The 26,486-nt window shown below is 62.5% G+C and carries 21 protein-coding genes; 2 read left to right on the forward strand and 19 right to left on the reverse strand.

Annotated features, from left to right (window positions below):
• Nucleotides 1-10 precede the first annotated feature (10 nt).
• Complete coding sequence (locus MIC97_RS23500) at nt 11-916, reverse strand: LysR family transcriptional regulator (protein WP_239802321.1); 906 nt, start codon at nt 914-916, stop codon at nt 11-13.
• Between the two features lie 85 nt (nt 917-1,001).
• On the opposite strand from MIC97_RS23500, the gene MIC97_RS23505 reads away from it, so the two are divergent.
• Complete coding sequence (locus MIC97_RS23505) at nt 1,002-1,712, forward strand: SDR family oxidoreductase (protein ID WP_239802322.1); 711 nt, start codon at nt 1,002-1,004, stop codon at nt 1,710-1,712.
• Nucleotides 1,713-1,935: 223 nt separating this feature from the next.
• Here the strand turns inward: MIC97_RS23505 and MIC97_RS23510 are convergent, their stop codons facing one another.
• From MIC97_RS23510 to MIC97_RS23575, 14 genes are all read right to left on the reverse strand, one after another.
• Nucleotides 1,936-3,054: a siderophore-interacting protein gene (locus MIC97_RS23510; RefSeq protein ID WP_239802323.1), complete on the reverse strand. Its 1,119-nt coding sequence runs from the start codon at nt 3,052-3,054 to the stop codon at nt 1,936-1,938.
• A gap of 3 nt (nt 3,055-3,057) precedes the next feature.
• The gene (gene fhuB, locus MIC97_RS23515; RefSeq protein ID WP_239802324.1) at nt 3,058-5,049 is read right to left on the reverse strand and encodes a Fe(3+)-hydroxamate ABC transporter permease FhuB; all 1,992 of its coding nucleotides are present in this window, start codon (nt 5,047-5,049) and stop codon (nt 3,058-3,060) included.
• Entirely contained in the window at nt 5,046-5,969 is a 924-nt protein-coding gene (locus MIC97_RS23520; protein WP_239802325.1) for an iron-siderophore ABC transporter substrate-binding protein, read from the reverse strand. The genes fhuB and MIC97_RS23520 overlap by 4 nt, the downstream gene beginning before the upstream one ends.
• On the reverse strand, nt 5,953-6,768 hold the full coding sequence (locus MIC97_RS23525; protein ID WP_239802326.1) for an ATP-binding cassette domain-containing protein: 816 nt from the start codon (nt 6,766-6,768) through the stop codon (nt 5,953-5,955). The genes MIC97_RS23520 and MIC97_RS23525 overlap by 17 nt, the downstream gene beginning before the upstream one ends.
• Before the next feature lie 8 nt (nt 6,769-6,776).
• On the reverse strand, nt 6,777-9,245 hold the full coding sequence (locus tag MIC97_RS23530) for a TonB-dependent siderophore receptor (protein ID WP_239802327.1): 2,469 nt from the start codon (nt 9,243-9,245) through the stop codon (nt 6,777-6,779).
• Between the two features lie 130 nt (nt 9,246-9,375).
• Nucleotides 9,376-10,377 carry a FecR family protein gene (locus tag MIC97_RS23535; protein ID WP_239802328.1) on the reverse strand — a complete coding sequence of 334 codons (1,002 nt, stop codon included), beginning with the start codon at nt 10,375-10,377 and terminating at the stop codon, nt 9,376-9,378.
• Nucleotides 10,378-10,486: 109 nt separating this feature from the next.
• Entirely contained in the window at nt 10,487-10,999 is a 513-nt protein-coding gene (locus MIC97_RS23540) for a sigma-70 family RNA polymerase sigma factor (protein WP_239802329.1), read from the reverse strand.
• 361 nt (nt 11,000-11,360) lie between these two features.
• Nucleotides 11,361-12,473 (reverse strand): ABC transporter substrate-binding protein, encoded by a 1,113-nt coding sequence (locus MIC97_RS23545; protein ID WP_239802330.1) that lies wholly within the window; start codon nt 12,471-12,473, stop codon nt 11,361-11,363.
• Between the two features lie 186 nt (nt 12,474-12,659).
• Nucleotides 12,660-15,203, reverse strand: coding sequence for a TonB-dependent siderophore receptor (locus MIC97_RS23550; RefSeq protein WP_239802331.1), 2,544 nt, complete (start codon nt 15,201-15,203; stop codon nt 12,660-12,662).
• Nucleotides 15,204-15,315: 112 nt separating this feature from the next.
• Nucleotides 15,316-16,263: a FecR family protein gene (locus MIC97_RS23555; protein ID WP_239802332.1), complete on the reverse strand. Its 948-nt coding sequence runs from the start codon at nt 16,261-16,263 to the stop codon at nt 15,316-15,318.
• 99 nt (nt 16,264-16,362) lie between these two features.
• Nucleotides 16,363-16,869: a sigma-70 family RNA polymerase sigma factor gene (locus MIC97_RS23560; RefSeq protein ID WP_239802333.1), complete on the reverse strand. Its 507-nt coding sequence runs from the start codon at nt 16,867-16,869 to the stop codon at nt 16,363-16,365.
• A 118-nt stretch (nt 16,870-16,987) separates the two neighbouring features.
• Nucleotides 16,988-17,128 (reverse strand): hypothetical protein, encoded by a 141-nt coding sequence (locus MIC97_RS23565; protein ID WP_239802334.1) that lies wholly within the window; start codon nt 17,126-17,128, stop codon nt 16,988-16,990.
• Nucleotides 17,129-17,186: 58 nt separating this feature from the next.
• Nucleotides 17,187-18,239 carry an AI-2E family transporter gene (locus tag MIC97_RS23570; RefSeq protein WP_239802335.1) on the reverse strand — a complete coding sequence of 351 codons (1,053 nt, stop codon included), beginning with the start codon at nt 18,237-18,239 and terminating at the stop codon, nt 17,187-17,189.
• Between the two features lie 152 nt (nt 18,240-18,391).
• The gene (locus MIC97_RS23575; protein WP_239802336.1) at nt 18,392-18,886 is read right to left on the reverse strand and encodes a DUF1269 domain-containing protein; all 495 of its coding nucleotides are present in this window, start codon (nt 18,884-18,886) and stop codon (nt 18,392-18,394) included.
• A 473-nt stretch (nt 18,887-19,359) separates the two neighbouring features.
• Here MIC97_RS23575 and MIC97_RS23580 point away from each other — a divergent pair, with 473 nt between their 5' ends.
• On the forward strand, nt 19,360-21,384 hold the full coding sequence (locus MIC97_RS23580; RefSeq protein ID WP_239802337.1) for an acyltransferase family protein: 2,025 nt from the start codon (nt 19,360-19,362) through the stop codon (nt 21,382-21,384).
• Here the strand turns inward: MIC97_RS23580 and MIC97_RS23585 are convergent.
• The 4 genes from MIC97_RS23585 to MIC97_RS23600 all read right to left on the reverse strand — a co-directional run bounded on the left by MIC97_RS23585 (nt 21,369) and on the right by MIC97_RS23600 (nt 26,438).
• Nucleotides 21,369-22,445 (reverse strand): acyltransferase, encoded by a 1,077-nt coding sequence (locus tag MIC97_RS23585; protein ID WP_239802338.1) that lies wholly within the window; start codon nt 22,443-22,445, stop codon nt 21,369-21,371. The genes MIC97_RS23580 and MIC97_RS23585 overlap by 16 nt on opposite strands.
• A gap of 70 nt (nt 22,446-22,515) precedes the next feature.
• Nucleotides 22,516-23,793 (reverse strand): cellulase family glycosylhydrolase, encoded by a 1,278-nt coding sequence (locus MIC97_RS23590; protein WP_239802339.1) that lies wholly within the window; start codon nt 23,791-23,793, stop codon nt 22,516-22,518.
• Between the two features lie 55 nt (nt 23,794-23,848).
• Nucleotides 23,849-24,964: an acyltransferase gene (locus MIC97_RS23595; RefSeq protein ID WP_239802340.1), complete on the reverse strand. Its 1,116-nt coding sequence runs from the start codon at nt 24,962-24,964 to the stop codon at nt 23,849-23,851.
• A gap of 76 nt (nt 24,965-25,040) precedes the next feature.
• Nucleotides 25,041-26,438, reverse strand: coding sequence for a VpsF family polysaccharide biosynthesis protein (locus tag MIC97_RS23600; RefSeq protein ID WP_239802341.1), 1,398 nt, complete (start codon nt 26,436-26,438; stop codon nt 25,041-25,043).
• Nucleotides 26,439-26,486 lie beyond the last annotated feature (48 nt).

Raw genomic sequence — 26,486 nt, forward strand, 5'->3', positions numbered from 1 at the left:
CGGCCGCACCTCAGGCGAGGCGGGAACGGGCAGCTGCGACGATTGCATCGATCGTCACCCGGATGCGGGAAAGCATGACGGGCGAAGCCGGCCACAGGACGTGGACCGGCAGATGCCCCGACACGCTTTCTTCCAGTACGGTCGTCACATGGCCGGCTCTCAGGTCTTCCTCCACCAGCCATCGCGGCACGAGGCCAAGGCCGTAGCCTTCCCGTATCGCGGCAAGTGTAAGCAGACTGCCATCCAGCAGCAGGCGCGCGTCGGGGATCCATGACAGGACAGTGCCGTCCGCCTGCCGGAAATGCCATGGTGATGCCTTGCCGTTCCTGACGGTGCCGATGAGGGCGAGACCCCTGAGGTCCTCTGTCGTTCGCGGTCTGGAATGCCGGGAAAAATATGCCTCGGAGCCGCAAAGAACGATGTCCTGCCGGCCAAGATAGCGGGTCATCAGGCCGGCCACGTCCGGCACCTCACCAATGCGCACAGCCAGATCGACGTCCCCGTCGAGTAGGGCGGACGGTGCGGTCGAGGCGGAAATGGAATAGCGAAGATGAGGCCAGTTGCGGCTTAGCTGAAAGAGTGCGGGCGCTATGACCTGCGCGCCGAACAGAGGCGGCAGGCTGACACGAACGAGGCCTGCGGGTTCGTCCGAGAGATTGCGCATGGCCATCTCGATCCGCTCGACATCCTGCCGGGCAGAACGGCAGACATCCCGGTAAGCCTGCCCCTCCTGCGTCACCGAAAGGCTGCGCGTCGTGCGCTGGAGAAGGCGAACGGACAGCCGGGCCTCTAAGCGCGCGATCGCCTTGGCCACCGCGGAGGGAGACAGGCCAAGCCGCTGCGAGGCGGCAACGAAGCTTCCCGCCTCGCAAACTGTCATGAAAACGCCGATGTCGTCGCCGGGATGATGCTGCATGGCTGGAGATTAGAGAATTTCGTACATGAATAAAGCGAATTTGTTTCGCTTCAATGGCGTCGGAAGCATGAATATGGTTGCCTTCATGAGCAACACACGCACCTACGCCATCATCGGCGGCACGGCCGGTATCGGCCTCGCCCTCGCCCGCAAACTCACCGCTCGCGGCGACCGCGTGCTGATCGGCGGCCGCTCGCTGGACAGGCTGGAAAGCACACTCGCTGCCCTCGGATCATCAGCTTTTGGCGGCACCGTCGACATGACGGACCGCGCCTCCACCCGTGCATTCTTCGCAGATGCGCCGGAGCTGTCCGGTCTTTTCACGCCGGCAGCTTCCTACCGGACCGGCGCATTCCGTGACGGTGCACGCGAGACGAGCGAAGATCTGTTCGATGCAAAATTCTGGTCGCAATATTGGGCCGTACATGCAGCAGTTCCCCATCTCGCTGCTGACGCGTCCGTCGTGCTGATGTCCGGAGCCGCCTCCATTCGCCCGATCGGGGCGCCCGCCTATGCCGCCTGCAATTCCGCGCTGGAGGGGCTGGCCCGTGGGCTTGCTCTGGAACTGAGCCCCATAAGGGTCAATTGCCTCTCCCCGGGCACCACCGACAGCGATCTGTGGCGCGACCGCCCGGCCGAGATTCGCGAACCGGCCTATGCCTACTGGCGTGAACTCTGCCTTGTCCGGCGCCCGGCAACCGTGGAGGAGCAGGCCCATGCCGCCCTGTTCCTCCTCGACAACACAAACATGACCGGAAACACGCTGTTCTGCGACGGAGGATATACGCTGCGCTAGCATCCGGCTGTTGGTTTGCCTCCCAGTCTCGTCTGCCTGAAGAAGCGGCAGTCACTGAAATCGCTGACAATCGGGCGGACCAAACTGTGACATCGCGGCTGGCAACGATGCCTCAGACATTCCCGGTTTCACACGCAGGTTCGGATAGCTGAAAAGCTCGTGGACGGATTGCATGGCCCAAGATGAAAGAGCTTTCAACCCTGTGCGATGAGAGGCTTGATGCTCAGCTTTCATCCGATGCTGTCGGCGAAGTCTGATCCCGCTCCCGCCCGGATCCGGCGTTCCAGTATCCGTAGATGCGGTGGCTGCCCTTGCGGTCCGGCAGGCGGGCGCGCAATCTTTCGCGCAGGCGCCCGGCCAGCCGCTGCTCGCAGCCTGCCCAGATGAAACTGTCGGCGAGACCGCCGTCGTCGAGGCGTGCGGCCAGAGCGTTCTCCAGCAGATCCGACACCGCGGCGGGCGTCCCCTGCCGGTGCAGCCATGTCCATCGCACCTGCGCCTGCGATGCGATGTCCTGTTCCTCGCCTTCGTCTTCCACCTCCACGACCACATCGGCCGTGCAGCCGGGCGGCAGGCTTTCAACCATGCGTGAGATGGCCGGCAGCGCCGCCTCGTCGCCCATCAGCAGCAGGCGCGGCGCATCGGGGCAGCCGTCGCCGCCGGGCCCGAGAATGCCGATGACATCGCCGGGGGCAGCGTTCAGGGCGAAGCCCGCGCCGGGCGAGTGATTTCCCTCATGCAGCACGAAGTCGACGGCGATCCTGCTGCGGTCGGCATCAACGGAACGGATCGTGTAGACACGGGTGACGAGCTCGTCCTCGCCCCGTGGCCACACCATGCGCCCGTCCGCCGCCAGCGACGGCCAGACGGGCACCCGCCCGCGCGGCGGCAGCAGCAGGCGCACATGATAGCTGGCGTCGTCGCCATAGGAGGCAACCGTCTCGCAGGCGAAGACGACGCGGCGCATGCGCGGCGTGACGTCGAACGCTTCCGCCACGACCAGCTTCTGGAAGTGGGGCGGAAACGGATCGGCGCTGCCGTCGCCCGACCAGACGATGGACGGCACGCCGGTGGCGAATTCGAAGATATGCTCGGCAACGAACACCTTGATCATCGCAAGGATTTCGGCCGAACCGCAGGTGACGTCCAGATGCACCGCCTCCGGCTGGCGAACGATGTCGACGGTGGCGAACGGGCTGGTCAGGCGCGCGCCCGTCGCGGAACGTATGACGGTGGCATGCTCCTCGAGATGATCGAGCAGCGTTGCCAGCACATGGTCCATCTCGTCCAGCGTGACGACGGCCGTGGCCCTGAAGGTCTGGGCTCCGAAGGTTTCGGACATTTGTCAAAGCACCTGTGTGGTTCGCGATTTGCGGAAAAGCAGCAGCATCAGGAACGGCGCGCCCACCAGCGCCGACATCAGGCCGGCCGGGATCTGGTAGGGGAAGAGCACCGTGCGCCCCAGCCAGTCTGCCAGCACCATCAGCGCGCCGCCCAGCAGGGCTGCTCCCGCCATCTGCGGCAGGGCGCGGGTCAGGCCGGCCTCGCGGGCCAGATGCGGCGCCATCAGCCCGACGAAGCTGAGCGGCCCCACGCCCAGCGTCGCCACCGCGCTGAGCAGTCCGGCCAGGCAAAACAGCGCCAGCCGGGCGGATTTCAGCGGCACGCCGAGCGCTGCGGTGGACGAAGGGCCGAGTGGAAGCAGATCGAGCCATCGGCGCCAAAGCAGCGCCGGCGCGATCAAAAGCAGGGCAGCCAGCGCAAGCGCCACGGCCGTGCCGGCGGAGACGCCATAGGTCGAGCCGCTCATCCAGCGCAGCAGGGTCAGCGCGCGCGGATCGCCCGTCGAGGCCAGCACGCCGACCAGCGCATCGACCATGGCGCTGAGCGCAATGCCGGCCAGAAGCACCCGCTCCGGTGCAAGCTGCGCGCGCAGGGCGAAGGCAAGAATGACCGCCAGCACGGCGAAGGCGCCGCCGGCGGCAAACCCCAGTTGCACCCAGATGCCGGAAGCCGCGACAGCGAAGAGGCTGATCGAAAGGCCGAAGGTGGCGCCGGCGCTGATGCCCAGCACCTCCGGGCTTGCCATCTCGTTGCCGGTCAGCCTCTGCAGCAGAACGCCGGCCACCGCCAGCATGGCGCCCGAAGAGAGGGCCGCCATCGTCCTCGGCAGCCGCAGCGGCAGCAGGTCGGCAAATGCCGGCCCGCCGAGCCATTGCCATGTGCCGTCAGGGTCGCGCCCGCACAGCATGGCGATGGCGATAGCAGCGACAACGGCGACCAGCACGAGCACGGCTGCACGGCCGGCCGGAAGCCGGCGGCGAAAGCTGCCGAGGGGTGCCGCGATCACCCGGTGCCGCATCTTCAGCCTGCGCAGCAGGAAAAGCAGCACCGGCGTGCCGAAAATGGCGGTGACGGCGCCCGTCGGCAGGAAATCGCTGAAGGCGCCGGCAAGGAGTTGGACCGACACGTCGGCGCACAACAGCAGGGCCGCCCCGATCAGGCTCGACCAGATCAGAATGTCGCCCACGCGCCGCGCGCCGGAAAGCCGTGCGATGATGGGCGCGACCAAGCCGATGAAGCCGATCACGCCGACCGCGCTGGTGACCAGCGCGGACAGGGCGACGGCGATGGCGATGGCGAAGAACCGCAGCCGGGCAAGGCGCACGCCGAGCGCCGCGGCACTGCCGTCGCCCAGCTCCAGCAGGGCGAGCGGCCGCACGATCGCTGCGCACAGCAGCGCCAGCACCGCCACCTTCCACAGCAGCGACAGGGGAATGTCCCAGCTCTGCTGCGCCAGCGAGCCCGCGCCCCAGATGAACAGGCTGACGAGATAGCGGTCGTTGAGGAAGGTGAGAACCGCCGCCAGCGCGCCGCACCACAGGCTGATCACCAGCCCCGACAGCACCAGCGACAGGGGCGAGAAACCGCGCCGCGCGCCAAGGCCCATGACGGTGGCTGCGGCAGCGGCGCTGCCGGCAAGCGCGACGAGATCGCGGCCGAAGCCGAGCAGCGCGGGAAAAGCCAGCAGCGTGATGACCAGCGCCAGATTGGCGCCGGCCGAGATCCCGAGCGTGGTGGGCGAGGCAAGCGGATTGCGCAGCACGAGCTGGAACAGCGCGCCGGCAAGCGACAGGGCCGCCCCCGCGATCAGCGCCGTCGCCAGCCGCGGCAGCGTCGAATAGAAGAGCACCATCCGGGTCGCATCGTAACCGGGCGTGGCAGGGGCAGCGAAGTTCGGCGCGACCAGCAGCCATGCCAGCGCCGCGGCAAGTGCAAGGCCGGCACATGCGACGAGCGCCGGCCTGAACCGCAAGCTGTGCGTCGGCGCGCTCATGCCTCCCGCTCCAGCGCCTGCGTAACCAGCCCGGCAAAGCGCATTGCCTCGTTGACCATGCCGAACATCAGCGCCGGCGGCAGCACATGGAAATGGCCCGGGCGGGCGACGGGCAGCGACCGCCACAGCGGGCTGCGCGCGAGCTTCTGCAAGACGTCGGGCGGCACAGGATCAAACGCGATAAGCCGCGCATGCGGATCGGTGATGCGGGACAGCTCCTCGATGGCGATGGTCTGGAGACCCCAGTCGCTCGACTGCTCCGTCCATGCATTGCTGAGCCCGATGCGTTCCAGAACGTCGTGGAACAGGCCGGGATTGCCGTAGATGCGGACATGGCGCGCATCCATGAAATTGACGAGCGCCACCGGCGGCGCGGAAATGGGCGCGAGCCGTGCGCGGCAATCGTCGAAGAAGGCTTCCGCGCCGGACAGGAAAAGCTCCGCCTGCGGAAGACGGCCAAGGTCGCCGGCGAGGCTGCGGGTGGTGGCGGTTACCGCCTGCAGGATGGGCGTTCCCTCATAACGGAATGTCTGCAGGCGCAGCACCCGGCCGAAGTCCTGCAGAAGCGGGATCTGCGCATCGAGATAGGGCGTGGCGAGAATGAAATCCGGCTTCAGTGCCTTGAGGATTTCCAGATAGGGTTCGGTCGAGGTGCCGAGATCGACGACGCCGGCCGGCATCGACGGCGAAACGACCCACTTGTCCCATCCGGCGAGGTCGGAAACGCCGGCCGGCACGATGCCGAGCGCAAGCAGGGTGGAGGCAAGGCCGTAGTCGAGGCTGACAACGCGCGGAGCCCCTTGCGCGCAGGTCGGGACCGCGCGCAGCAAAGCTGCCGCAGGCAAGCCGCCGAGCAGTCCCCCCAGCAGCACCCGGCGCGACGGGTCGAGTGGCGGGAAGCAATCAGCACGCATAGGCAAGCGGAGCACTGCTGCCGGGAACGGGCAGGATGCCCATCTCGATGCCGTAGATGGTCTTCAGCATGGCGGGGGTGACGATGTCCCCGGGCGTACCGCTGGCAACGACCTCTCCCGCCTTTAGAGCGTGGATGCGGTCGCAAAAGCGCGCGGCCATGTTGATGTCGTGCAGCACGATGACAACGCCAAGACCCTTGTCGCGCGACAGGGTGCGGATGAGCGACAGCACCTCGATCTGGTGGGCGATGTCGAGCGCGGCCGTCGGCTCGTCGAGCAGCAGGCATTTGCTGTCCTGCGCCACCAGCATGGCCAGCCACGCCCTTTGGCGCTCGCCGCCGGAAAGCGTGCCGACGATGCGTTCGGCAAAGCGTTCGAGATGGGTGGCGGCGATCGCCGCCTCCACTTTTTCGCGGTCTTCGTCGGTGAAACGGCCGAGCGGTCCGTGCCACGGATAGCGCCCGCAGGCGACCAGTTCCCGCACGCTCATCTCCGCGCCTGCGCCCACGTCCTGCGGCAGATAGGCCACCTCGCGGGCGAAGGCGCGCTCGCCATAGGCGGAGAGGTGCCTGCCGCCGTAGAGGACGCTGCCCGACGTCGGCGCAAGCTGGCGCGCCATGATCCTGAGAAGCGTGGACTTGCCGGACCCGTTGTGCCCGACAAGCCCGGTCACGCCACCTTGCGCGAAGCCGAGCGACACGCCGTTCAGGATCGGCTGCTGTCCGATGACGAGCCCGACGCCTTCCAGATGGAAGGCGTCGGTGGATATGTTCGCGTCGATGTTCGAAGCGCCGTTCGCAGGCATCGCTTGCATCACCAGGTGTATTTCAGCGTACCCTTTATGGACCGGCGATCGCCGTAGAACAGCGTATCGGGCGCGCTCCATGTCTCGACATGCGAGATATATTTCTTGTCGAACAGGTTGGTGACGTTGACGGCAAGGGACGCGTTGTCGGTGATCTGGTAGTTCAGCGCCGCGTCGAACACCGTATAGGAACTGAGCTTCAGCGTGTTCGCGTTGTCTGCGTAGCGCGTGCCGACGAAACGCGCGCCGAGCCCCAGCGTCAGGTCGCCGAACGTGTCGTTGCCGGGGATCGTATAGTCCACCCAGGCCGATGCGGTTTGCGCGGGAATAAACTGGAAGCGGTTGCCCTTGTTGGTCTGAACCGCCGACAGCCCGTCTTCCAGAATTTCCGAATCCAGATATGAATAGGCGAGGGTCAGATTCAGGCGCTCGTTTATCGCAGCCTTCGCCTCGAGTTCCAGCCCGCGGGTCCTGAGCTTGCCGATCTGGTATCTCTGCAGGCCTACGTAGTAGGGAGCATTCTCCTGTTCGAGGCTGAAGACTGCCGCCGTGAACAGCGCGTTCATGCCGGTTGGCCGGTACTTGACGCCGGCCTCCCACATTACGCCCTCGACCGGCTTGTTGTCGCCCGACAGCGAGGGAAGGCCGAAAGCGCCGTAGAAGGAAGGTACGGGCGGAACCGGCTGGAACGATTCCGAATAGGTGCCGTAGACCGACAGCTCCTCGGTCGCCTTGAAGGTAAGGCCCGCCCGCGACGTCAGGGCATGCTCCTTGATGTCCTGCGAGTCGGACAGGAGTAACCCCGACAAGTCGAAATCGGCGTCGGCCTTGCTGTCAACACGGTCGTATCGGGTGCCGAGCGTCAGGATCCAGCGGTCGTCCAGCGTCAGTTCCTCCTGGAGATAGACGCCTGCCGCCGTCTGCGTTCCCGAACCGGTATAGGGGGGGCCAAGCATGAGAAGGTCCGGCGTGAGGACACAGTTCGGGCTGCAATAGATCGGAGTGTAAAGGTCTCCGACACCGGCAATGCGACCGCGGGTATCGCTCTCATTTTGCTTGGTCCGGGAGTAGTCCACGCCGAATAGGGTGCGGCTGTCGAAGCGGCCGAAGCTGGCATCGTACTGGACATGATTGTCGATCGAGAAGCGCTCGAGCTCGCCCTCGACCATCATGGCATAGCGCCGGCTCGTCACCGGGTGGGCGCTTGAGGCATAGGTGTTCTTGTTGGAGAGGTCGAGCTCGTTGTAGCGGGCGTTCGAGTGGAACGTCAGGCCATTGCCGAAGTCATGGTCGAACACATATCCGATGTTCCATTCCTTCGTGTCATTCTGGTCGAACTGTTTCTCGCCAAGGAAGGTGTCGGGGTCGAGGCCGGAGCCGAGAGGAATGCCGTAGCGGTTTGCGCCCTTGCGCTTGTTGTAGTCGGCCAGCAGCGTCAGCGTGGTGAAGTCAGTCGGCTTCCATGTCAGCGCCGGCGCGATATAGAACCGGTCGTCACGCGCCCAGTCGTGCCCGTCCTTGCTGTCCTGCCATTTGGCGGTGATGCGATAGCTCCAATCGCCATTGGCGTCGATTGGTCCGCCGAAGTCCGTGCCCGTCTCGATGTGGTCCTCGCCGAAGGTCGTGTAGATCTCGCCGTGCTTTTGATCCTGCGGCCGCTTGGTGATCATGTTGACGAGGCCGCCGGGCGAATTCAGGCCATACAACGTGGAGGTCGAACCTTTCATGACCTCGACCCGCTGCATGCCATAAGGCTCTACGCGGCTGCCGGTAAAATTGTAGGTGCGGTTCTGCAGGCCGTCGCGATATATGCCCATGCCGGTTTCGTCGAAGCCGCGGATGGCAAGGAAGTCATAGCGCTTGTCCGCGCCATAGAGGTTCGTGTTGACACCGGACGTGTAGTTCAGCGCCTGATCGAGGCTCTTCACCCCGCGCCGTTCGATCTCCGTCTCGCCGACGACCGAAACGGATGCTGGCACATCGAGCAGCGGCGTGTCGGTCTTGGTGCCGGTCTCGGATGTCTGCGCGACGAGGCCTCCGACCGGTCCCCATCCGGTCTCGGAGCTGCCGTGCACATCTATTGTCTGGAGAACCAGCGCGCCGTTGGCATTCACCGAACCGGAATCCGCCGCGCTCGGATCGATGATCGTCACCGCCCGGTCACCTGTGAAGCGATAGGAAAGCCCGCTGCCGGCCAGGATATGGCCGAGCGCTTCGGAGCTGGTGAAGGAACCGCGCAGGGCCGGAGCCGACTTGCCGCTGGTCAGGGCGGCGGGATAGGCGATTCTGATGCCCGTCTGCCGCGCGAAGGCGGTCAGCGATGCCGTCAGCGACTGCGACGGAATGTTGAACGAGACGGCCCCTGCCTGCGCCGTCGACTGCGCCTGCGCAACCGCGATGCCGCCTGGTGCCATCATGGCGGTGGAAGCGATCAGCACCGCCTTGAAAAAACGATTAAACCCCGGTGTCCCTGACATGGATCCCCTGCCTTCGATTGGTCTGAAGAGGGATCGCTGCCTTTCACTGGTCGTGATTGCCCTCACGAGCTTAGACCGGGTTTCCGGCAAGAATCCTCAACGGAACTCGCCAGAAAAATTGAATTCTCTTCTAAACACCTGTTATTACGGTCAAATATCTCGACACATGCCGCACCCTGATCGGCAGGCCGCTGGCCAGCGCATCGAGCGAGGCATCGGGCGTGCGCAAATCGAGCACCGCGTTGACACGCAAACCCTGAACGGCCTCGCCCCGCAGGACGATCCAGCCGTCATGATAGGCATTGAACGCGGCGATCACCTCGTCCAGCCGCTTGTCCTCGGCGACATACATGCCGCTTCGCCAGGCCGTGGCCGCCGAGGCCTCCTGCTGCACGATACTGCCGAGGTGGCCATCCGGCGAAATGACCACCTGCTCGCCCTCCGAAATCACGATGCCATCGCCGCTTGCAGACGCCGGGGCTTGCGCCATTCGCGCATCGACCCTGACGCTGTGCTGCGTTACCGCGACGGCAACGCTGTCACCGGGCAGATTTGCGTTGACGTTGAAGGCGGTGCCGAGCGCCTCCACCCGGCTGGCGCCTATGTCCACCACGAAGGGGCGGGCGCGATCGCTGCGCACCTCGAAGAAGGCTTCTCCTCCGACCAGAACGATCCTGCGCAGCCTCGGGCCGTAATCGATGTCGATGGCTGACATGGCGTTGAGCGTCACGCGCGAACCGTCATCAAGATCGATGATGCGGGTCTGCGCGACGCCGGTGGCATGGTCCGCCCTCCACAGCCGGCCCGTGGTTTTCATCCACATGCCGGCGGCGCCGGCGCCGGCCAGAACCGCGATGCCGCCGATGATGGCGCGGCGCGACGGGCCGCCCCTGCCGCGGCCAGGCCGCACGAGGCCCGTTGCCGGGTCGCGGTGCAGTTCGGAAGCGTCGCTCCACAGCATCTCCGCTTCCAGTGCGGCCGCCTCGTGATCGGCGCTCTGGCGGCGCCAGCTGCGGAAGGCGGCCCAGTCCGTGTCCGGCGCATCCCCGGAATGCAGGCGCACGATCCATGCGAGCGCCTGGTCGGACAGGTGCTTCGGCGGAAAGCGATGTCGCCCGGATTCGGAGGTCACGTCATGAAGTCCCGCATATTGGCCCAATGGCTTCCTAACCCATAAGACGGGCGGTGTGGCCAAAATCCTCAATGGAAGGATGCAGAAAACCCAGGGCGCATCGCGATTTTCAGAAACCGCCCTCCTCGCGCATCAGGTCGCGGCAATGGACGAGGGCGCGCATGATATGCTTTTCCACCATGGAGACCGAAACGCCCAGCCGTTCCGCGATCTCGCGATGGCTCCTGCCCTCGATCTTGTTCATGATGAACGCTGTCTGGCAATCGGGCGACAACTCGTTGAGGAGCACGGCAAGGCGCACGATGCGCTGGCGCCTGTGAAGGAGGCTGGTGGGGTCCTCGCCGGTGAGATGGTCCACATCCGCCAGATCGACGCGATACAGCCATTCCCTGTTCTGTTGTGCAGTGAAATCCACGGCCGCGGTGCGCGCTGCGGCAAACACATAGGCTTTCGGATGTTCGATGGCGAAGGATTGCGCGGAACGGCCGGCCAGCTTGAGATAGGTGTTCTGCACGACCTCTTCGCCATTGTCGCGTCCGCCCACCAGACGGGCCACATAGCGAACCAGATCGCGGTGATGACGGCGATACAGCTCGCCAAGCCACTGGTTGAGGTTCGTCATCGCGCCCCTCCGCAGCAGCGAAGGCGCAAATGAGCCTGTGCCCTCGAAGGGCAGGTGCATGCGAAACTGCTGGACATCATCTCATGAGCGCGATCGGACAGGATCATATGGCGACCATCGGCCAAAACATGCTCATTTTAATCAGGTTTTACAGAACTTCACAAGGGCGCCGGTTTCTGGCGATTGTGGGCGGCGACCCCGGTCCAGACCACATCCTGCCTCGATTGGCCGGAGTGAAGAAGCTCCGGCCAGTCCTTCGCGCGTCGCGACCACCTCAGGTGTCAGAAAGAAGCCGGCGATGGCAGGGCTCATTCTTTTTTGAGACATAGGGTGCTGACGGCCGCCAGCACCTTTCATCCACTTATCGGATGTCTGCGGCTGCCGGCGCGCTGGTCCACCAGATGCCGGTAAGCGGTGCAGGCAGGAAACGCCGGCCGATTTCGTCCAGTGTCGCCTGCGGATCGACATCGGAAAACAGGTCCGGGTGGATCCACGCGGCGATCGCTTCTATGGCAACGATGTTGATGCCTGAAATGGCAAGCCCGTGCGAGAGGCCGTGGGCCCTGCCTTCCCGGACAGCCGGCAATTCGGCAAACCCGTTGCGCGACAAAACGGATTGCAGGGATGCAGCTGCCTGAACATCGGTTACGGATGAGCCCACCACCAGCCCGCCACGCGCAGCCATATATTCGCCGCCGGTGCCTATATAGACTTGGGGTGCCTTTCCCAGAATGTATTCGAGGCTCAAAGGCCCGGCCATCGCGGGAATGACCTCCGCGCCGATGCTGGTGCCGCCGGCCAGGCCGATGAAGTCGCCGATCCCCCTGCCCGCGCCTGTTGCCATGCAACAGCTTTCCTGACTGGCATGAGCTTCGAACAATACAGCCGGACGCTTTGCTTCCGGAAGATTGATGACGCGTCTGCGGATGAGATCCAGCCGCTCACGCACGAAAGCGGTGTATGCCTGAGCCCGTTCCTGCCGCCCCAAAAGCACGCCGAGACGGTCAAGGCCGGCCGTCGGCGGCTCATCGCGAACGGAGGGCGTCAGGGCCAGAACGGCAACAGCTATTCCGGCCGATTCCATTGTCCGGATCGCGGCCGCGGACTGGTTATAGAACGGATCGAGCACCACGAGATCTGGCGAAAGGGCGATCATCTGTTCAAGAGATGCGCCGCTGGCGCCCGGTTCACCGATGTCGGGAACCTGATCGAGATCCGGCAGTGACGTGCGGAATGCTTTCAGTATGTCCGCATCCATGCGCGCCCGGTTCCAGCCCGCAAGCAGGGTCTCGGGACGTGGATCAAGCAATGCAAGAGAGACGAAGCCCATGCCGTCTGTCAGGACGATATGGCTGGCCGGTGCCGCCAGCGTCACCGTTCGGCCGGCGTCATCCACGATCGACACTTCGGCTCGCGCCGCCGGCGCACAGAATGCGGCCAGCATGAGAGCGACAGACATGAAAATGCGGATCATTGGACAACCTTCAGGGGTTTCATGCTGCGTCATTCACTCCGGAAGGAACCATGGATGGAAGTTGCGAAGCAACCCGAACCACGATCCATGTATCCCTTCGGCTCCAGATCGCTTTCCGCCCGTGCCGCAGCGGCAAAAACGGCGACGTTTCGGCGTCGCCGTTTTGTGCCTGGGCGCCAACCGGACTTACCAGCTGTAGTTCAGTTTGAGCGATATTTCACGGCGCTTGCCATAGGAGCATGTGCCGTAGCCGTTACAGGCGGCAACATAGTGCTTGTCGAAAAGGTTGGCGACGTTGAGACGCGCCTCCAGCCCTTCATACTGCTTGCCGAGCGCTGCGAAATCATAGCCGATCGAAGCGTCGACCAGAGTGAAGGACGGAACCTTCGATGGCTGGCCGGCATATGCGTACTCTGTCGTTCCCCACAGATTATCCATTGTCGCATAGGTCGAGCCGACATAGCGCACGCCACCGCCTATGCTGAAACCATGACCAGTCTGGCCTTCCGGAATCCTGTAGTTCAGCCACAGCGATGCAGTGTAATCGGGCACGCCGACCACGTGATAATCGACACTCTGCCCAAGATACTCCTTCCAGCGCACATTCTGCCATGTGGCCGCCGCGATGAGATCGAGACCATTGGTCAGCTGCGCGCGGGCTTCAAGCTCGATGCCCCTGCTTCTGGCCTTCGTATCTTCGGTGAAGCAGCGGTCCAGCGGACCCGGATTGGGGAAGTTGCACGTCGTCTGCGCGCCGACACCATCCTTGTTTCCGCTGAACGCGGCAACACTCCAGAACAGCGATCCGTCCTGCGACTGATAGCGGACACCGCCTTCCCACATCTCGCCGGTGTAAGGCTTCAGCAGCGATCCATCGTCCCTCAGCGACGGTTGCGGATTGAATGAGGTCGAATAGCTGACAAACGGGGCGAAGCCGTTGTCGAACAGATAGACCGCACCGATACGGCCAGTCATCTGGGAGTCCGATGACGCGGCATAGGAAGAAGCCCCGTTCAATGTCACGAGCGTCGAGGTCGAAGCCTTGACGCTGTCATAGCGCAGCCCACCCAGAAACCGCCAGTTTCCGATGGCGATCTGGTCCTGCGCATAGAGGCCGGTTTGCTGGAAAGGCTGTTCGAAAACGCGGAACGTATCAAAAGCATTCGGCGTCACGCCCCGGACCGGGTCAAAGATATCGATGACGGGGTACTGGAACCGATCCCAGCCATCCTTGTGCCCCCCGGTCAGTTTCTGGTGATCAACACCAGCAACCACAGTATGTTCGGCCGCCCCGGTACTGAATTTGCCTTCGGTATAGAAGTCGCCGCTGAACGACTTGTTGTCATGTTCGGCCAGATAGATGGTCCGCATCATCGTGGTCGGATCGACCATGGCGGTATAATCCATCGCGCGTGTCGTGCTTTCCAGCCGGCCGTAGCGCATCTTTCCGGTGATTTTCCAGCTGTCGCTGAAGCTGTGATTGAGTTCCAGTCCCACCGCTGTCTGGGTGCGGCTGTATTCGTTCCAGTCCGGATCGCCCTGCCAGAAGCTGGCCGGCACCTTGCCGTAGCCGGGAATGGCCAGAACCGAGCCATAGGCCGGAGCAAAGCCGGCATCGGCAGCCTTGGGGTCGCGCTGGTAGAGCGCGCTCAGGGTCAGGCTGGTGGCATCTGTCGGCGCCCATGTCAGAGAGGGCGCGAGCATCAGGCGCTCGCCTGTCTGGAAGTCCACACCATTGCCGTCGACGCGGCCAAGACCGATCAGGCGATAGGCGAACTGGTCATTGATCGGGCCGGTGAAATCGAAGCCGGCTCCGCCGCTGTCATAATTGCCGATGCTGGCGAAGACGTGATTGCGCTTCTCGAAGCTAGGGCGCTTGGAAACGAGGTTCACTTCGCCACCGGGACGACCGGCGCCAAACAGAACCGAGGACGGGCCCTTCACCACTTCGACCCGCTCCAGCATCCATGGATCGATCTGAACGGATGTGCGGTCACTGAAACGCCAGCGCAGGCCGTCCAGCGTGCTGGCATATTGGGCGGCTGCGGAAAAGCCGCCTTCGCCACGCACGAAATAAGCGTCATGCCGGTCAGCCTGGCCGCCTGCCGTACCGGTGACGACGCCCGGCGTATAACGCAGCGCTTCGCCCACGGTGGAAACGCCCTGCTCCTGCATCTGCGTGCCGCCCACCACGTTCACCGTCTGCGGGGTTTCGATGATGGGCGTCTCGGTCCGGGTCCCGCTTGCCGAATTGCGGGCGATGATGCCATCCACGGGACCCCATGCGCTTTCAGCCTGTCCCTCGACATTGATCGTGTCCAGCACCAGTGAACCGTCGCGTCCAAGCGCTGTGCCGGCCGCGGATGCGGGATCGACGATGGTGACTGTATTGGCGTTGGTGAACCGGTAGGCAAGGCCCGTGCCCGCCAGAAGGCGGCCCAGCGCATCGCGCGGCGCAAGCGTGCCGCTGACACCGCCTGTGCGCTTGCCGCGGGTGACTTCGCTCGGATAGATGAGCCGAAGGCTGGTCTGGCGACCGAGGCTGATCAGGCCCGCTTCGAGGGGACCAGCGGGAACCGAGAGGCTGACGGCAGCCGCTACGGGCGCTGCCGTGTTTTCAGGAACTGCCTGCGCGTGTGCCGCTGTGCTGAGCGCGGCAAGCGATATGCCCGCAAGGCCTGCCGCCACGATCCTGTTACGTATAGTGCCCCGAATAGCTGCAAGCGCCATGAACTGCCCCGTCTCCTGATTACAGGGAAGGCTCGCCGCTGCTGCCGCGCACCCTCCTGAAGACTAAGAGTGGGAAACGGGTCTGCCTCCTGACGTCTCCTGCGAAAAAAATTCAACGGGAGCGGACGAGGATCATCATGTCGGTAACGTGCGTCACCTTTACCGGCAGGCTCTCTGACAGCGCATCCAGAACGCGGTCGGTGTCGCTGAGGTCGAACACGCCGGAAACCTTCTGCCTCGCTGCCGTCTCATCCAGAATGACGATACGGCCGTGCCGGTAGCGCTGCAGGGTGGCCAGCACCTCGCCCAGAGGCTTCTCGGAAAACACCAGTTTTCCATCGCGCCAGGCGGTCTGGCTGTCAACGTCGCGGCGGCTGACCTGCAGTTCGCCGCTGTCTGTCAGCGTCGCCGCGTCACCGGTATCGAGCAGGGCGCGGTCCTGTGGCGTGGCGACCTCCACCCGCCCTTCCTCCACCTGCACATCGGCCGGGAACCGCGAATGCGCCGTGCGTACGGAATAACGCGTTCCCACGGCGCGCGCTGTCAGCGCCCCGTCATCGACGATGAAGGGGCGTTCCGGGTTGCGCGCAACGCTGAAGAAGGCCTCACCCCGCAACAGTTCCACGCGCCTTTCATCCTGCGAATAACGAATGGCGATAGCGCTGTCGGTGTTGAGATCGACGAGCGTTCCATCCTCAAGGCGGATCGATCGCACCTCGCCGACCACTGTATAGTAGTCGGATTGCCAGCGGTCGACGACGCCCATCCGGTACGCGCCCGCCGAGACGACGGCGGCGACAACCAGCGTGGTGATCGTGGCAAGGGTTGCACTGCGGCGGCGGCGCAGCTTCTTCAGGCGGTCGGCCGGGATGGGAACATGCCGGAGATCGCCCCACAACGCACAAAGCTCATCATAGGCAACGGCATGGGAAGGATCCTGCTCAAGCCACTGCCGGAAACGGCTGTGGTCTTCAGGCGTCGCATCGCTGGATTGCAAGCGCGCAACCCACATGGCCGCCTCACCGGCAACCGGATCATCTTCCTGCGAACTGTGGTCCAACCGCATCCTGTCCCGCGCCGGCATCCTGCAAGGGACACTGCCTTAGCATGGCCCTTCTGACAATTAAGAGCCCTGCGGAAGCATATACCTGACGTCGGTTCAGAAAAAAAATTCCGCCCGCAGTTTACGGCAATGAAGCAGTGCTCTGATGATGTGCTTCTCGACCATGTTTCGGGAAATACCAAGCTCGGCGGCAATCTCGCCGTTGGAAAGCCCATGCAACCGGCTCAGGATGAACACCTGCTGGCAACGGTTGGGCAGTTCGGCGATAGCCTTCGCCATCAGAACCAGCGACTGCCGCGCAGCGATGATGCGTTCCTGTCCCGGCGCATCGTCCGCCGTGCCCAGACCTGCCGCTTCCTCCGCAAAAAGTTCGCTTTCCCTTGCGGAGCGGGCAACCGCGACCCTCGCGACCGATCTGGCGACCTGAAAAAGATAGGCTTGCGGGTTCTCGATCAGTGTGGAGCGGGGAACGGTGAGCATGCGCAGGAAGGTTTCCTGCGTTGCGTCTGCCGCGTCCTCGCGGTTCTTCAGCCGACGCTGGAAAAACCGCAGAATGCGGCTCTCCTCCCGATCGTGAAGCGACTGAAGTGAAGCGCTGTTCATGTCAGGCTGCCCCCATCCGGCCAGCCGGCGCCGCATCGCCACCTCTGCTGTCGTGTGCGGCATTCATGGTCATGTTCTTGCTGCCATCCCACTTGCCACCAATTCATGATTGGCAGGGTCAAGTTTGCAGATAACAGACGGGCGAATGCATGGCAATTGCAGCGTTCTGCCAGAAACCTTTCGCGTTCATGGAAACATGTTCCGGTGTTGCCGGAAAGTAACTCATCCCGGGACCGGCCGGCAGGCCTTTGCTGCTCACGGCGCCATCCGCGGCGGATTGCCGGAAGAGCGTTTCGGAAACGGCACGACTTTGCCCGTCAGCTCTCCGGCGGCGGATCGGCCTGCGCGCCGCCTCCCGCCGCCAGCACGGCCAGCCATCGTGTGGAGGGAAACTGAGCACAGTAGACCACCACCGCAATGAGGATCGGCACGCCGATAAACGCGCCCTGCAAGCCCCACAGGAAGCTGAAGAAGAACACCACGAACACCACCGCGAACGGCGATATGGTGAGGGTGGAACCTGTGACCCGCGGTTCGATGTAGCTTCCGGTGATGAACTGGATCGCGTTCAGGCACAGGAACACTGTGACGGCCGTCTGCCAGGATTCGAACTGCACGATGGCGAAAAGCGTGGGAAAGATCGTTGCAATCAGCGGTCCCAGAAATGGGATGTAATTGAGCGCAAAGGCGATCGCCCCCCACGCCGCTGCCAGTTCCAGCCCTGCCAGCAGCGAAAAGCTCCACACGAAAAGCCCCGTCAGCACGCTGGCGAAGCTGCGCACCACCATGAAGCGCCGCAGCTTGGTGCCGATCATGCGGTTGGCGCGCAGCATGGTCGCGCCCATCGGCTGTACCGATGGCAGGCGCAGACGTTCGTTGAAATCGTCAACCTCCAGCAAGCCCAGCATGACGAAGACGAACACCAGGGTGAGGAAGCCCGCCATGCTGTTGAACTGCTTCATCAGCGTCTGCAGGAAGCCGGACAGCCACCGCACATTGAACAGCTCCGTCAGCGGCCCCGCAACGGCTATGCCCTGTTCATCCAGCCATTGGCTCCACTCGTTGAACACGGCCTGATAATGGCCGGCATTGGCAATCAGCCACTGCACCAGCCGCGAAAGCCCCCACAGCACGGCGGAACTGACGGTCAGGACCACGAAGATGGTGATCGCCAGCGTTATGAACAGCGCCAGCAGCTTTGGCATCCGCTTTTGCAGCGCTGCCTGAAGAGGCCACACCAGGGCAATGACGAACAGCGCGAAGGTAAGCGGGATGAATACGGAATGCGCCACATAAAGCGCTGCCAGAACGAGAATAACAGTGACGATCGGGTTCAGGATCGAACCGTTGGCGCTGGTCGCACGGTTCATTGCACCCCCGCATTGCCTGTCATTATCGGCAGATCCCCTGTTCACACCGCTCTCATCCGACCATGCCCCACGCCGGAGCCGGCGACAACAGCATAACGGCTGCAAACCGCCCCAGGCAGTATGCAGCCGTTACAAAAACCGGAAGCGCGGGCTTACTGGTTGCCGGCCTGCCTCAGCGCATCCCTCAGAGCATCTTCCCTGGTCTCGTCAAGGGATGTCTTGAGGACAGTGCCGCCAAAACCTTCGACTGCCTTGAGAACCTTGTCGGCCGTCATCTTGCGGATGAGCACGAACAGCGCAGCCGAACCGGGCTGCAGATTATCGCCCAGATCCTTCATGAACTTGTCGTCGATGCCAATGTCGGTGAGCGCGCCGGCCAGAGCGCCGGAAGCAGCGCCAGCCGCGACGCCAAGCAGCGGATTGAGGAACAGGAAGCCGATGAGCAGGCCCCAGAAACTGCCCGTTGCCGCCCCGGCTGCCGTGGTGTTCACCACCTGATTGAGCTTGACCTTGCCGGATTCGGTCTTGGTGGCGATCACTGCGTCACCGAGTTCGAGAAGATACTCCTTCTGGAGATCGAAGAGCTTCTGGCGAACCTCCTCAGCCTTGGCCTCGGACGGATAAACCACAACCACGAGATCAGACATTTTCTTCCTTTCAAACGATAAACAAAACGCTGTGTCAGCGACGCCGTTGCCTGTTGCATAGCCCCGCGCGCAGGAAATGTGCCTGCTTCCGTAAACGTCAAGTCTCACAATGAAAAAGTATCAGGATGCATGTGACCCGCATTCAATGCGCCGTCCGCAAGCGGTGTGTTTGACGCCAGAGCGTGACCGGATACCGGAATGACCGGGCTGTCTCCGGAAACCGGCCTCATGTTGAGCTGTACGTCGAGCGGTACGGGGAGACGGCATCGCTTTGATGTTCAGGCCAAGGTCCGACCATCGGACCATTACCCTGCTCTCCTGTGGAAGCCTTTCATCATCGCCCAAGCCTTGGGCATGGCATTTCTAGCCCAACCGGTGCATTCTCCGCAGGCATTCACCTCTTTAAAAACAATATTGCCGATAATGGCAGCCAGAGGCGCCGAAAGCTCACTCGGTGTTTATGGCGGGGCATCATGGATTTTCGCAAAGACATCAACGGCCTGCGGGCAATCGCCGTGCTGCTGGTGCTGCTGTTTCATTTTGGAGCGCCCGGTTTCGAAGGCGGCTTCATCGGGGTGGATGTCTTTTTTGTCATCTCCGGCTTCCTGATGACGAACATCATCTCGGCCGGCATCGACAAGGGCAGCTTTTCGATCTTCGGGTTCTACCGGGCAAGACTGGCGCGCCTGTATCCCGCACTGCTGGCGGTGGTCGCGGCCACCTTGCTGTTCGGGCTTGTCATGATCGAGCCCGGCGCCCTGAAACAGATCGCGCGCGACGGGGTGTCCGCGCTGCTGTTTGTCTCGAATATGCTGTTTTGGCGGGAGGCAGGCTATTTCGGCGCTCCCGCTGATTCCATGTGGTTCCTGCACACCTGGTCGCTGTCGGTTGAATGGCAGTTCTATCTGATTTATCCGGTCGTTCTGGTCATTGCGTTTCCTCTGCTGCCCGGCCGCGCTGTCCGCCTTGGCCTCCTCGCGGCAGGCTTTGTGCTGTCGCTGGCCTTGTCTGTTTTGGCGGGCGAGGCATTCGATAATACCAGCCTCGTTTCTGCCGGGTTCTACACACTGCCGACGCGCGCATGGGAGATGCTCGCCGGCGGCCTCGTGGCCTTGTGGCCGGTCCGGCAGGCAACCGGAACATCGCGTCTGGCGGTTCTCGCCGAGATCGCAGGGCTGGCGCTGGTCGCGATCGGGGTCGTGATATTTTCCGGGGAAACGACATGGCCTTCCTACAATGCGCTGCTGCCGGCGGCGGGCACGATGCTGGTTCTCGCGGCTCGCAATCCCCGCTCGGTGATCGCCTTCGCTCCTCTCCAGCGCATCGGTGACTGGTCATATTCGATTTATCTGTGGCATTGGCCCCTTGTTGCCGGCCTTGCCTATTTCGGCGTAGCCGGGGGCGCGTGGAAGGCTGCCGCCTTTGCCCTTTCGGTTCTTGCCGGCTGGGCATCCTACCGCTTCATCGAGCAGCCCTGCCGACGGGCGCTGAAAGTTCCGCCGCAAAAGCCCTCATCGCGCGGCAGGCGTTTCGCGCCCATGGCAGGTCTGTCGGCATGCGCCGTCGCGACCATGGCGGCCAGCGCGGTCGTCATGGCCGCCAACGGGTTTCCGCAGCGCAGCGAGGCTGTTGCCGCCGTCTACCAGCAAAGCATCGATGCGGATGCGGATTACCGCTTTCCCTTCCACCTGTGCGGCGGCACCACGATGTTCGGCAAGAGCCTGCGGCCCTGCGAAATGGGAGCCTCTTCGCCCGGCAATGACGTTCTCATCATCGGTGATTCCTTCGCTGAAACATGGCATGCCCGCGTCGAAAAACTCACCCCCGGGCTCACGGACCGCGCAGTGGTGTTCGTCACCAAGGGAGGGTGCCCGCCGCTGAAGGGGTTGCGGCGCACAACAGCCGGCTTCGGCTGTGAAGCCTTTCACAGGATGGGCATGGAACTGGCGCAGAGCGAACGGTTCGGTACCGTGATCTATATCGGCATGTGGGCATCCTACTTTCAGACCGGAACGCACAACGCCGTCATCTGCAATCATATTGGGAACTGCATTTCCGCCAGTACGCCCGCTGGCCTTTCTCTTGCCATTGCAAACTTTGGCGAGGAAGTGGAGGACCTGCGTGCACGCGGCAAGAAGGTGGTCATACTGACCACCGGCCCCTATCCGCACTTCGATGTTCCTTCGCAGCTGCGCCGCCTTGCCTTCCATGGCCGGCCGGCACCGGCTGACTGGAGTTTCGATTTCTCCAGCGTTCTTGCCCGATCGGAGCCGGTGGATGCCGGCATCCTGACGCTGGCTGAGCGTGGTGCCACCGTCATCGATCTCCCGTCGCTCCTGTGTGAAAAGCTGATATGTCCGCTGATCCGGGACGGCGCGCCGCTCTATACGGATCAATCCCATCTGCGGTCGGATTACACGGAAGTCGTGGGGAGCTTCGTGGATCCGTTTCTACGCGCCGAAAAAGCCGGGTCCGCGGACATTCACTCCGCCCTTTGAACCATGAGCGGTGACTGGCGGGACAGGCGCTTGCGGCACGCGGCTATCAGCGGACGCTCTATCCACACATGGGCGAGGCATCCGCAGGCGACGGTGCCGGCGAAGATAAGCAGGTAGAGCAAGACAGGTGGCGCCGGAACATATTCCGCAATCCTGAACACAAGCCTGCCGACGACGCCCAGAACCGCCAGATGCGTGAGGTAGATGGAATAGGATGCATCTCCGATGAGGTTCAGAAGCCGCATTCGGGACGGCCACTGGCCTGCCGCTTCCAGTGCCGCAGCCCCCGCTATGATCAGCCCAAAGCCCGCAGCATAGCCAGGCTGGACCTGACTGTAGGAGGCTCCCCTGCTTTCCAATGCATAGAAAAGCGCGATCAGCAGCAGCCCTGCCGGCAATGCCCACTTTACGATGACGGGCCTGCCATACGACCAGCCAAGCCAGGCCAGCATTCCAATCAGGAAATTGAGATTGAGCGGGGAAAAATACGTCGTCCAGGGGGTCTGGTCGTGATACTCGGGATATTCGTGCAGCAGCAGGCACATCAGCATCCACAGGCCGAAAACCATCATGCCCAGCCTGCCCCTGATGATGAGAAGCGCGAACACCAGATAGAATGCAAGTTCGTGAACCAGCGTCCAGGCTGGCGCGATCGGAAAGGTGAACTTGTCCAGCCGGATGAGGAAAATGGTGGACAGCCACTGGGTGGCCGTTTCCGGCAGGGTCGCATTGCTGCCGAAACCCAGTGCAACCAGTGCGCAGAAAATGCCGGCATAAAGCCAGTAAACGGGAAAAAGCCTGACGAAGCGGCGTTCCACATAGTTGCGGAGCCTGTCCGGCCTGCCGATGTCGCGATGGTGGGCGAAAATGATGATGAAGCCCGAAAGGACGAAGAAGAAATCGACGCCGAGATTGCCGCGCCACGTGTATTCGCTGAACAGGGGATGGCCGAGGTAGCGCGGCAATCCCATCATGAGCGACAGATGAAAGAGAACCACCGCCATCGCAGCAAGCCCGCGTCCCTGCTGCAATGAATAGAGTTGTCCTGGGGTTCCGCTCATTTATCTTTTCGTGATCCGGGAAGAAATGGTGTCGAGGACTTCTTTGAACTCTCAGGCTTTGGTGGGATGGTCATCCCGACATGGTCAGACCGGCCAGAAGGTCGCGGTCCAGCCGGTTCTCATCATTAAGACGGCTGATGCCCATCTGATAGCTGTTCAGATCCCAGATCGACCAGCCGAACCCGTTTGCCTGTGCAAGTTCGGTGGCATCCGCCATCCATCTTCTGCGATAGATTTCCGCCGCCCCAACCAGCCTGTCGGAACGTCTGGTCACCCCGAATTCGCCCATGACGATGCGATCATGCGCTATTCCGTGACGATCGGCCCACTGGGCAACGAAGGCAAAGTCATTTGCCATGCGGTCGCGGTTCCAGTCTTCCGCCAGATAATCCTTGAGTACCCGGCGGGCGTGCGCGCTTGCCGCGGCTCTGGCGCGAGGCTCCAGATTCAAGGCTGCGATGCGGGCTTCGAGTGCCGCCTCGATTTCCGCTGGTGGCACGGCATCGGAGGGATAGGGAAGGTCGGAAATATAGCCCGCGCTGGGGGCATCGGGAAAGCCGTAGTCCACGCCCTGATGGGTGAACGCGATAGGGAAGTAGTAATGATATGAGAACAGGACATTGCTGTCGGTGTAGGGATCGGGATCAAGATCGTTCAGCCCGCTGATCCCGCCATAATTCGCACCGGTCAGCATCAGCGGCAGGTCGGGTGCAGCGCGCCGGGCGGCATCATGCAGGGAGAGCTGGGCAGCACCCCATACCATCACCTGTGTACGGTGACTGGCATTGGCCAGAGCCGGCTCATTCATCAGTTCGAGCGCAACCCGGTTTGCGGGCAGCCCCGCCAATATTGTGGCCAGCCTGACGATCATTGCGCGATAGTCGGCGAACAGGGAGCTTTCCAGATCACCGAGAATGGACTGGACCGAGTAAAGCGGAACCTGCTCGACAGGGTGGCAATCGACCAGAACATTGAGGCCACGAGCCAGCAGCTTTTCGATATTGGAGACCAGCTTCCGCTCAAGCGCCGTGCGGTCTGAACCCTGCAACTGGATGAAGGGGCCGACATCGAGCGAAAGCCGCACGAAGTCGAAGCCCGACGGGACCAGCTCTTGCACCAGCGCCTCAGGAAATGCGCTGCGCGGCTCTTCGAAAGGGCGCGGTTCGTAGTGGCTGGTGCTGCCGGATTTCAGTGATCCCCAGTTCATCGCGCTGTGAATGCCGACGCCACGGTGAAACAGGCGTTGAGGCGTTGGCGCTGATGCCTTGCCGGCTGAAACCGGGCCTGCTGCAACCGGCATTAGGGCTGCCGTCGACAGAGACAGAAAACTGCGGCGACTGAAATTCATGCGATCCTCCCGTCCCGATAAATCCGCTGGTGGCTCTCCATCTGCCCGCTCCCGTTCACCGTTGCTGCGGAAGGTCGGAAAGCGTGGTTTTGCGCGCGCTCGTATCGGGGGCGGACCTGCCGCGCCGTCGGAAGACCGGATCGATCCATCTGTCGATGAAGACCGCATAGACAACCGACACGACCGCCGAGATGGCGAACAGGACGAACGGCTTGTCCGCGACCGCCTCCCACTGGGCGGCCACCAGTTTGATGATGATGAAGTGCACCAGATAGATGGAGTAGGACCAGACGCCGATCCTGCTCACCCACGACCAGTTCAGGGGGTGGAACAGAACATTGTCGTGGAAACGGATCGCGTAATAGAAGAGCGGATAAAGTGCCATTCCCTGAAGCGAATAGCGTAATGTTTCCCTGAACAGCTCGCCACGATAGATGAAGGTGAACAAAAGCACGCCAAGAGCGCCTGCGACGATCGCCCACCGAAGCGGGGACATGCGACCCCGGTCAGCGAGGTCATTCATCGGGTTGCTCCACAGGGCCAGCAACGAACCATACAGGATGGAATCGATGCGCGTATCCGTGCCGAAATAGGTGCGCGCCGGATCGAAGCCGGGCTGCACGGCAAGATATGTCCTCCACAGCAGGACGGCGATGCAGATTGCGAAAAAAACGAGACCGGTTCGACGCCGCCCGATATTGGCGGACAGAAGGCCGAGCATGACCAGCGGATAGAGAATGTAGAAATGCTCTTCGATCGCCAGTGACCACAGGATTACGGTACCGGCGGGCAGATTGCTCACGAAATCCTCGTAGATCGCGTAATAGTTCGCGAAATAGAAGATCTGGGAAAGAGCGCCATAGAGCGTTATTCCGCCCGGTAACAATCCAGCCGCGACAAGCCCGTAGGCGATGACCAGCGTGAGCATCAGCGGCGGCACCAGCCGGAAAAACCGCCGGATGTAAAAACTCCTGACGTCAATCGTTTCCGTGTGCGCGAATTCGCGGAGCAGCAGGCTGGTTATCAGATATCCGCTGAGAAAGAAGAAGATCGTGACACCGAAACCGCCCGGTATGCGCTCGCCGAAACCGGCATGGGACAGCATGACGATCAGCACCGCTACGGCGCGAATGCCGTCCAGCGTTGGAATGGTCTGGAAGCGGGCGGTCATTGTGAACCGATCAAGGCAACGAGGCTTTCTTGACAGCACGGCTTCGGATCGCCGCAGCACGGAGGTGACGGGCATGTCATCGGGAACTGGCGCTCCCTCTGCTTTCAGTCAGCGGAGCACGACCTATCCGTGACACCACATCGTTGGTGATGCGAGGCTGTGTTCCGGCAATATGCAGCCGCCTGAGCGGCATGCCGATCAACGCCAGCAGGATGAGGGCAGGCAGGCTCATCATGTTGGTCTTGCCGCTGATGCCCACCGTGGTTGACAGAATAAGAAAAATGTAAGCCAGAGGCAGGAGCGCTCCTCTTCCCGCCGACCGCAGCATGTCGGTAAACCACGCGGCAACACCGCACCAGAGCACAATCGTTATCACGATACCGTACCGTGCGGCATGGCCTGCCCAGGAGTTCTCTATGCCTTCGTAGAGGCCGCCAAGCCGTACCTGGGTGTCGAGATTGGCCATGCGGTAGCCGGTAAGCAGGTTGGGCAGGCTGAGATCCCTGAACAGCTTGAACAGATCGAACCGGGTGCGGGCGCTGCCCCCGTCATCGACAAAGCGATTGATGAAGTTGTCGAAAATGCCCGTCTGGTAGAGGGCGAGCACTGTCAGGACAGAAAGCGGCAGCAACAACAGCACTGCCGTCAATCTGCGCAGGCTGACCGGGCTTCCGTGCAGGAAGCGAACAAAATACAGTGCGACAACCACGGCTGCGGTCGCATAGACGATGGTGAACGACACCCGGGAGCCAATGAACGGCATCGCCACCATGCACAGCAGGATTATCGGTAAGCGCCAGCGGTTCGCGAGGCCGCGCACGTCGCGCACGGTCATCAGGACGATGGTGTAGACACCCGTTGTCAGCGCGCCGATCAGCGGATGCCCCAAAAGCGCGGTGGCCCGATATTCCCATTCCTGTTCGGTGTCGCCAAGGACAAAAGGAAACAGCCGCCAGCCTGAGAGGCCTTCAAAGATCGACAGGCAGCAATTGAAAACCATAAGGACATGAATGGCGCGCGCGATATTGAGGCGCGTATGCTCTGCCATATCAGCGAACAACATGCAGATGATCGCGGCGACCATGATCGAGTCGATGAGGAACGAGGCCGGTTGATCGCCCTTGTAACGCGAAATGAAGATCCACAGAAGAACTGAGCCTGCAAGCAGAAAGACGGAGCCGAGGCATCGCGTCATGAGGTCGAACAGATAGCCTACCGGGTTGGGATTGGCGATTACCGCGAGACCAAGGGCGCACCCGAACAGATAGGTGGCAGGATGGATCTTGGTGATGATCGAACCACCCGATGAATTGTAGGGGATGCCGAAAAACTCCAGCGCGAAACCGGAAAGAGAAAACAGCGCCACCGCGCCTAGGAAAACAAGCAGGTCGACAAGACCGCGCCCGTGCGTGCGTGCACTGGCTGGCTCCACGTAGCCCAACGGCATGCCGCCTGTGTTCTGTTTTGCTGTCATCCCCGCTCTTGTCGCCCTGATCCACGAACGGAAAGGTCACCTTACGCT

The sequence above is a fragment of the Aquamicrobium sp. NLF2-7 genome (assembly GCF_022359935.1).
In the GTDB taxonomy this organism is placed as follows: Bacteria; Pseudomonadota; Alphaproteobacteria; order Rhizobiales; family Rhizobiaceae; genus Mesorhizobium; species Mesorhizobium lusatiense.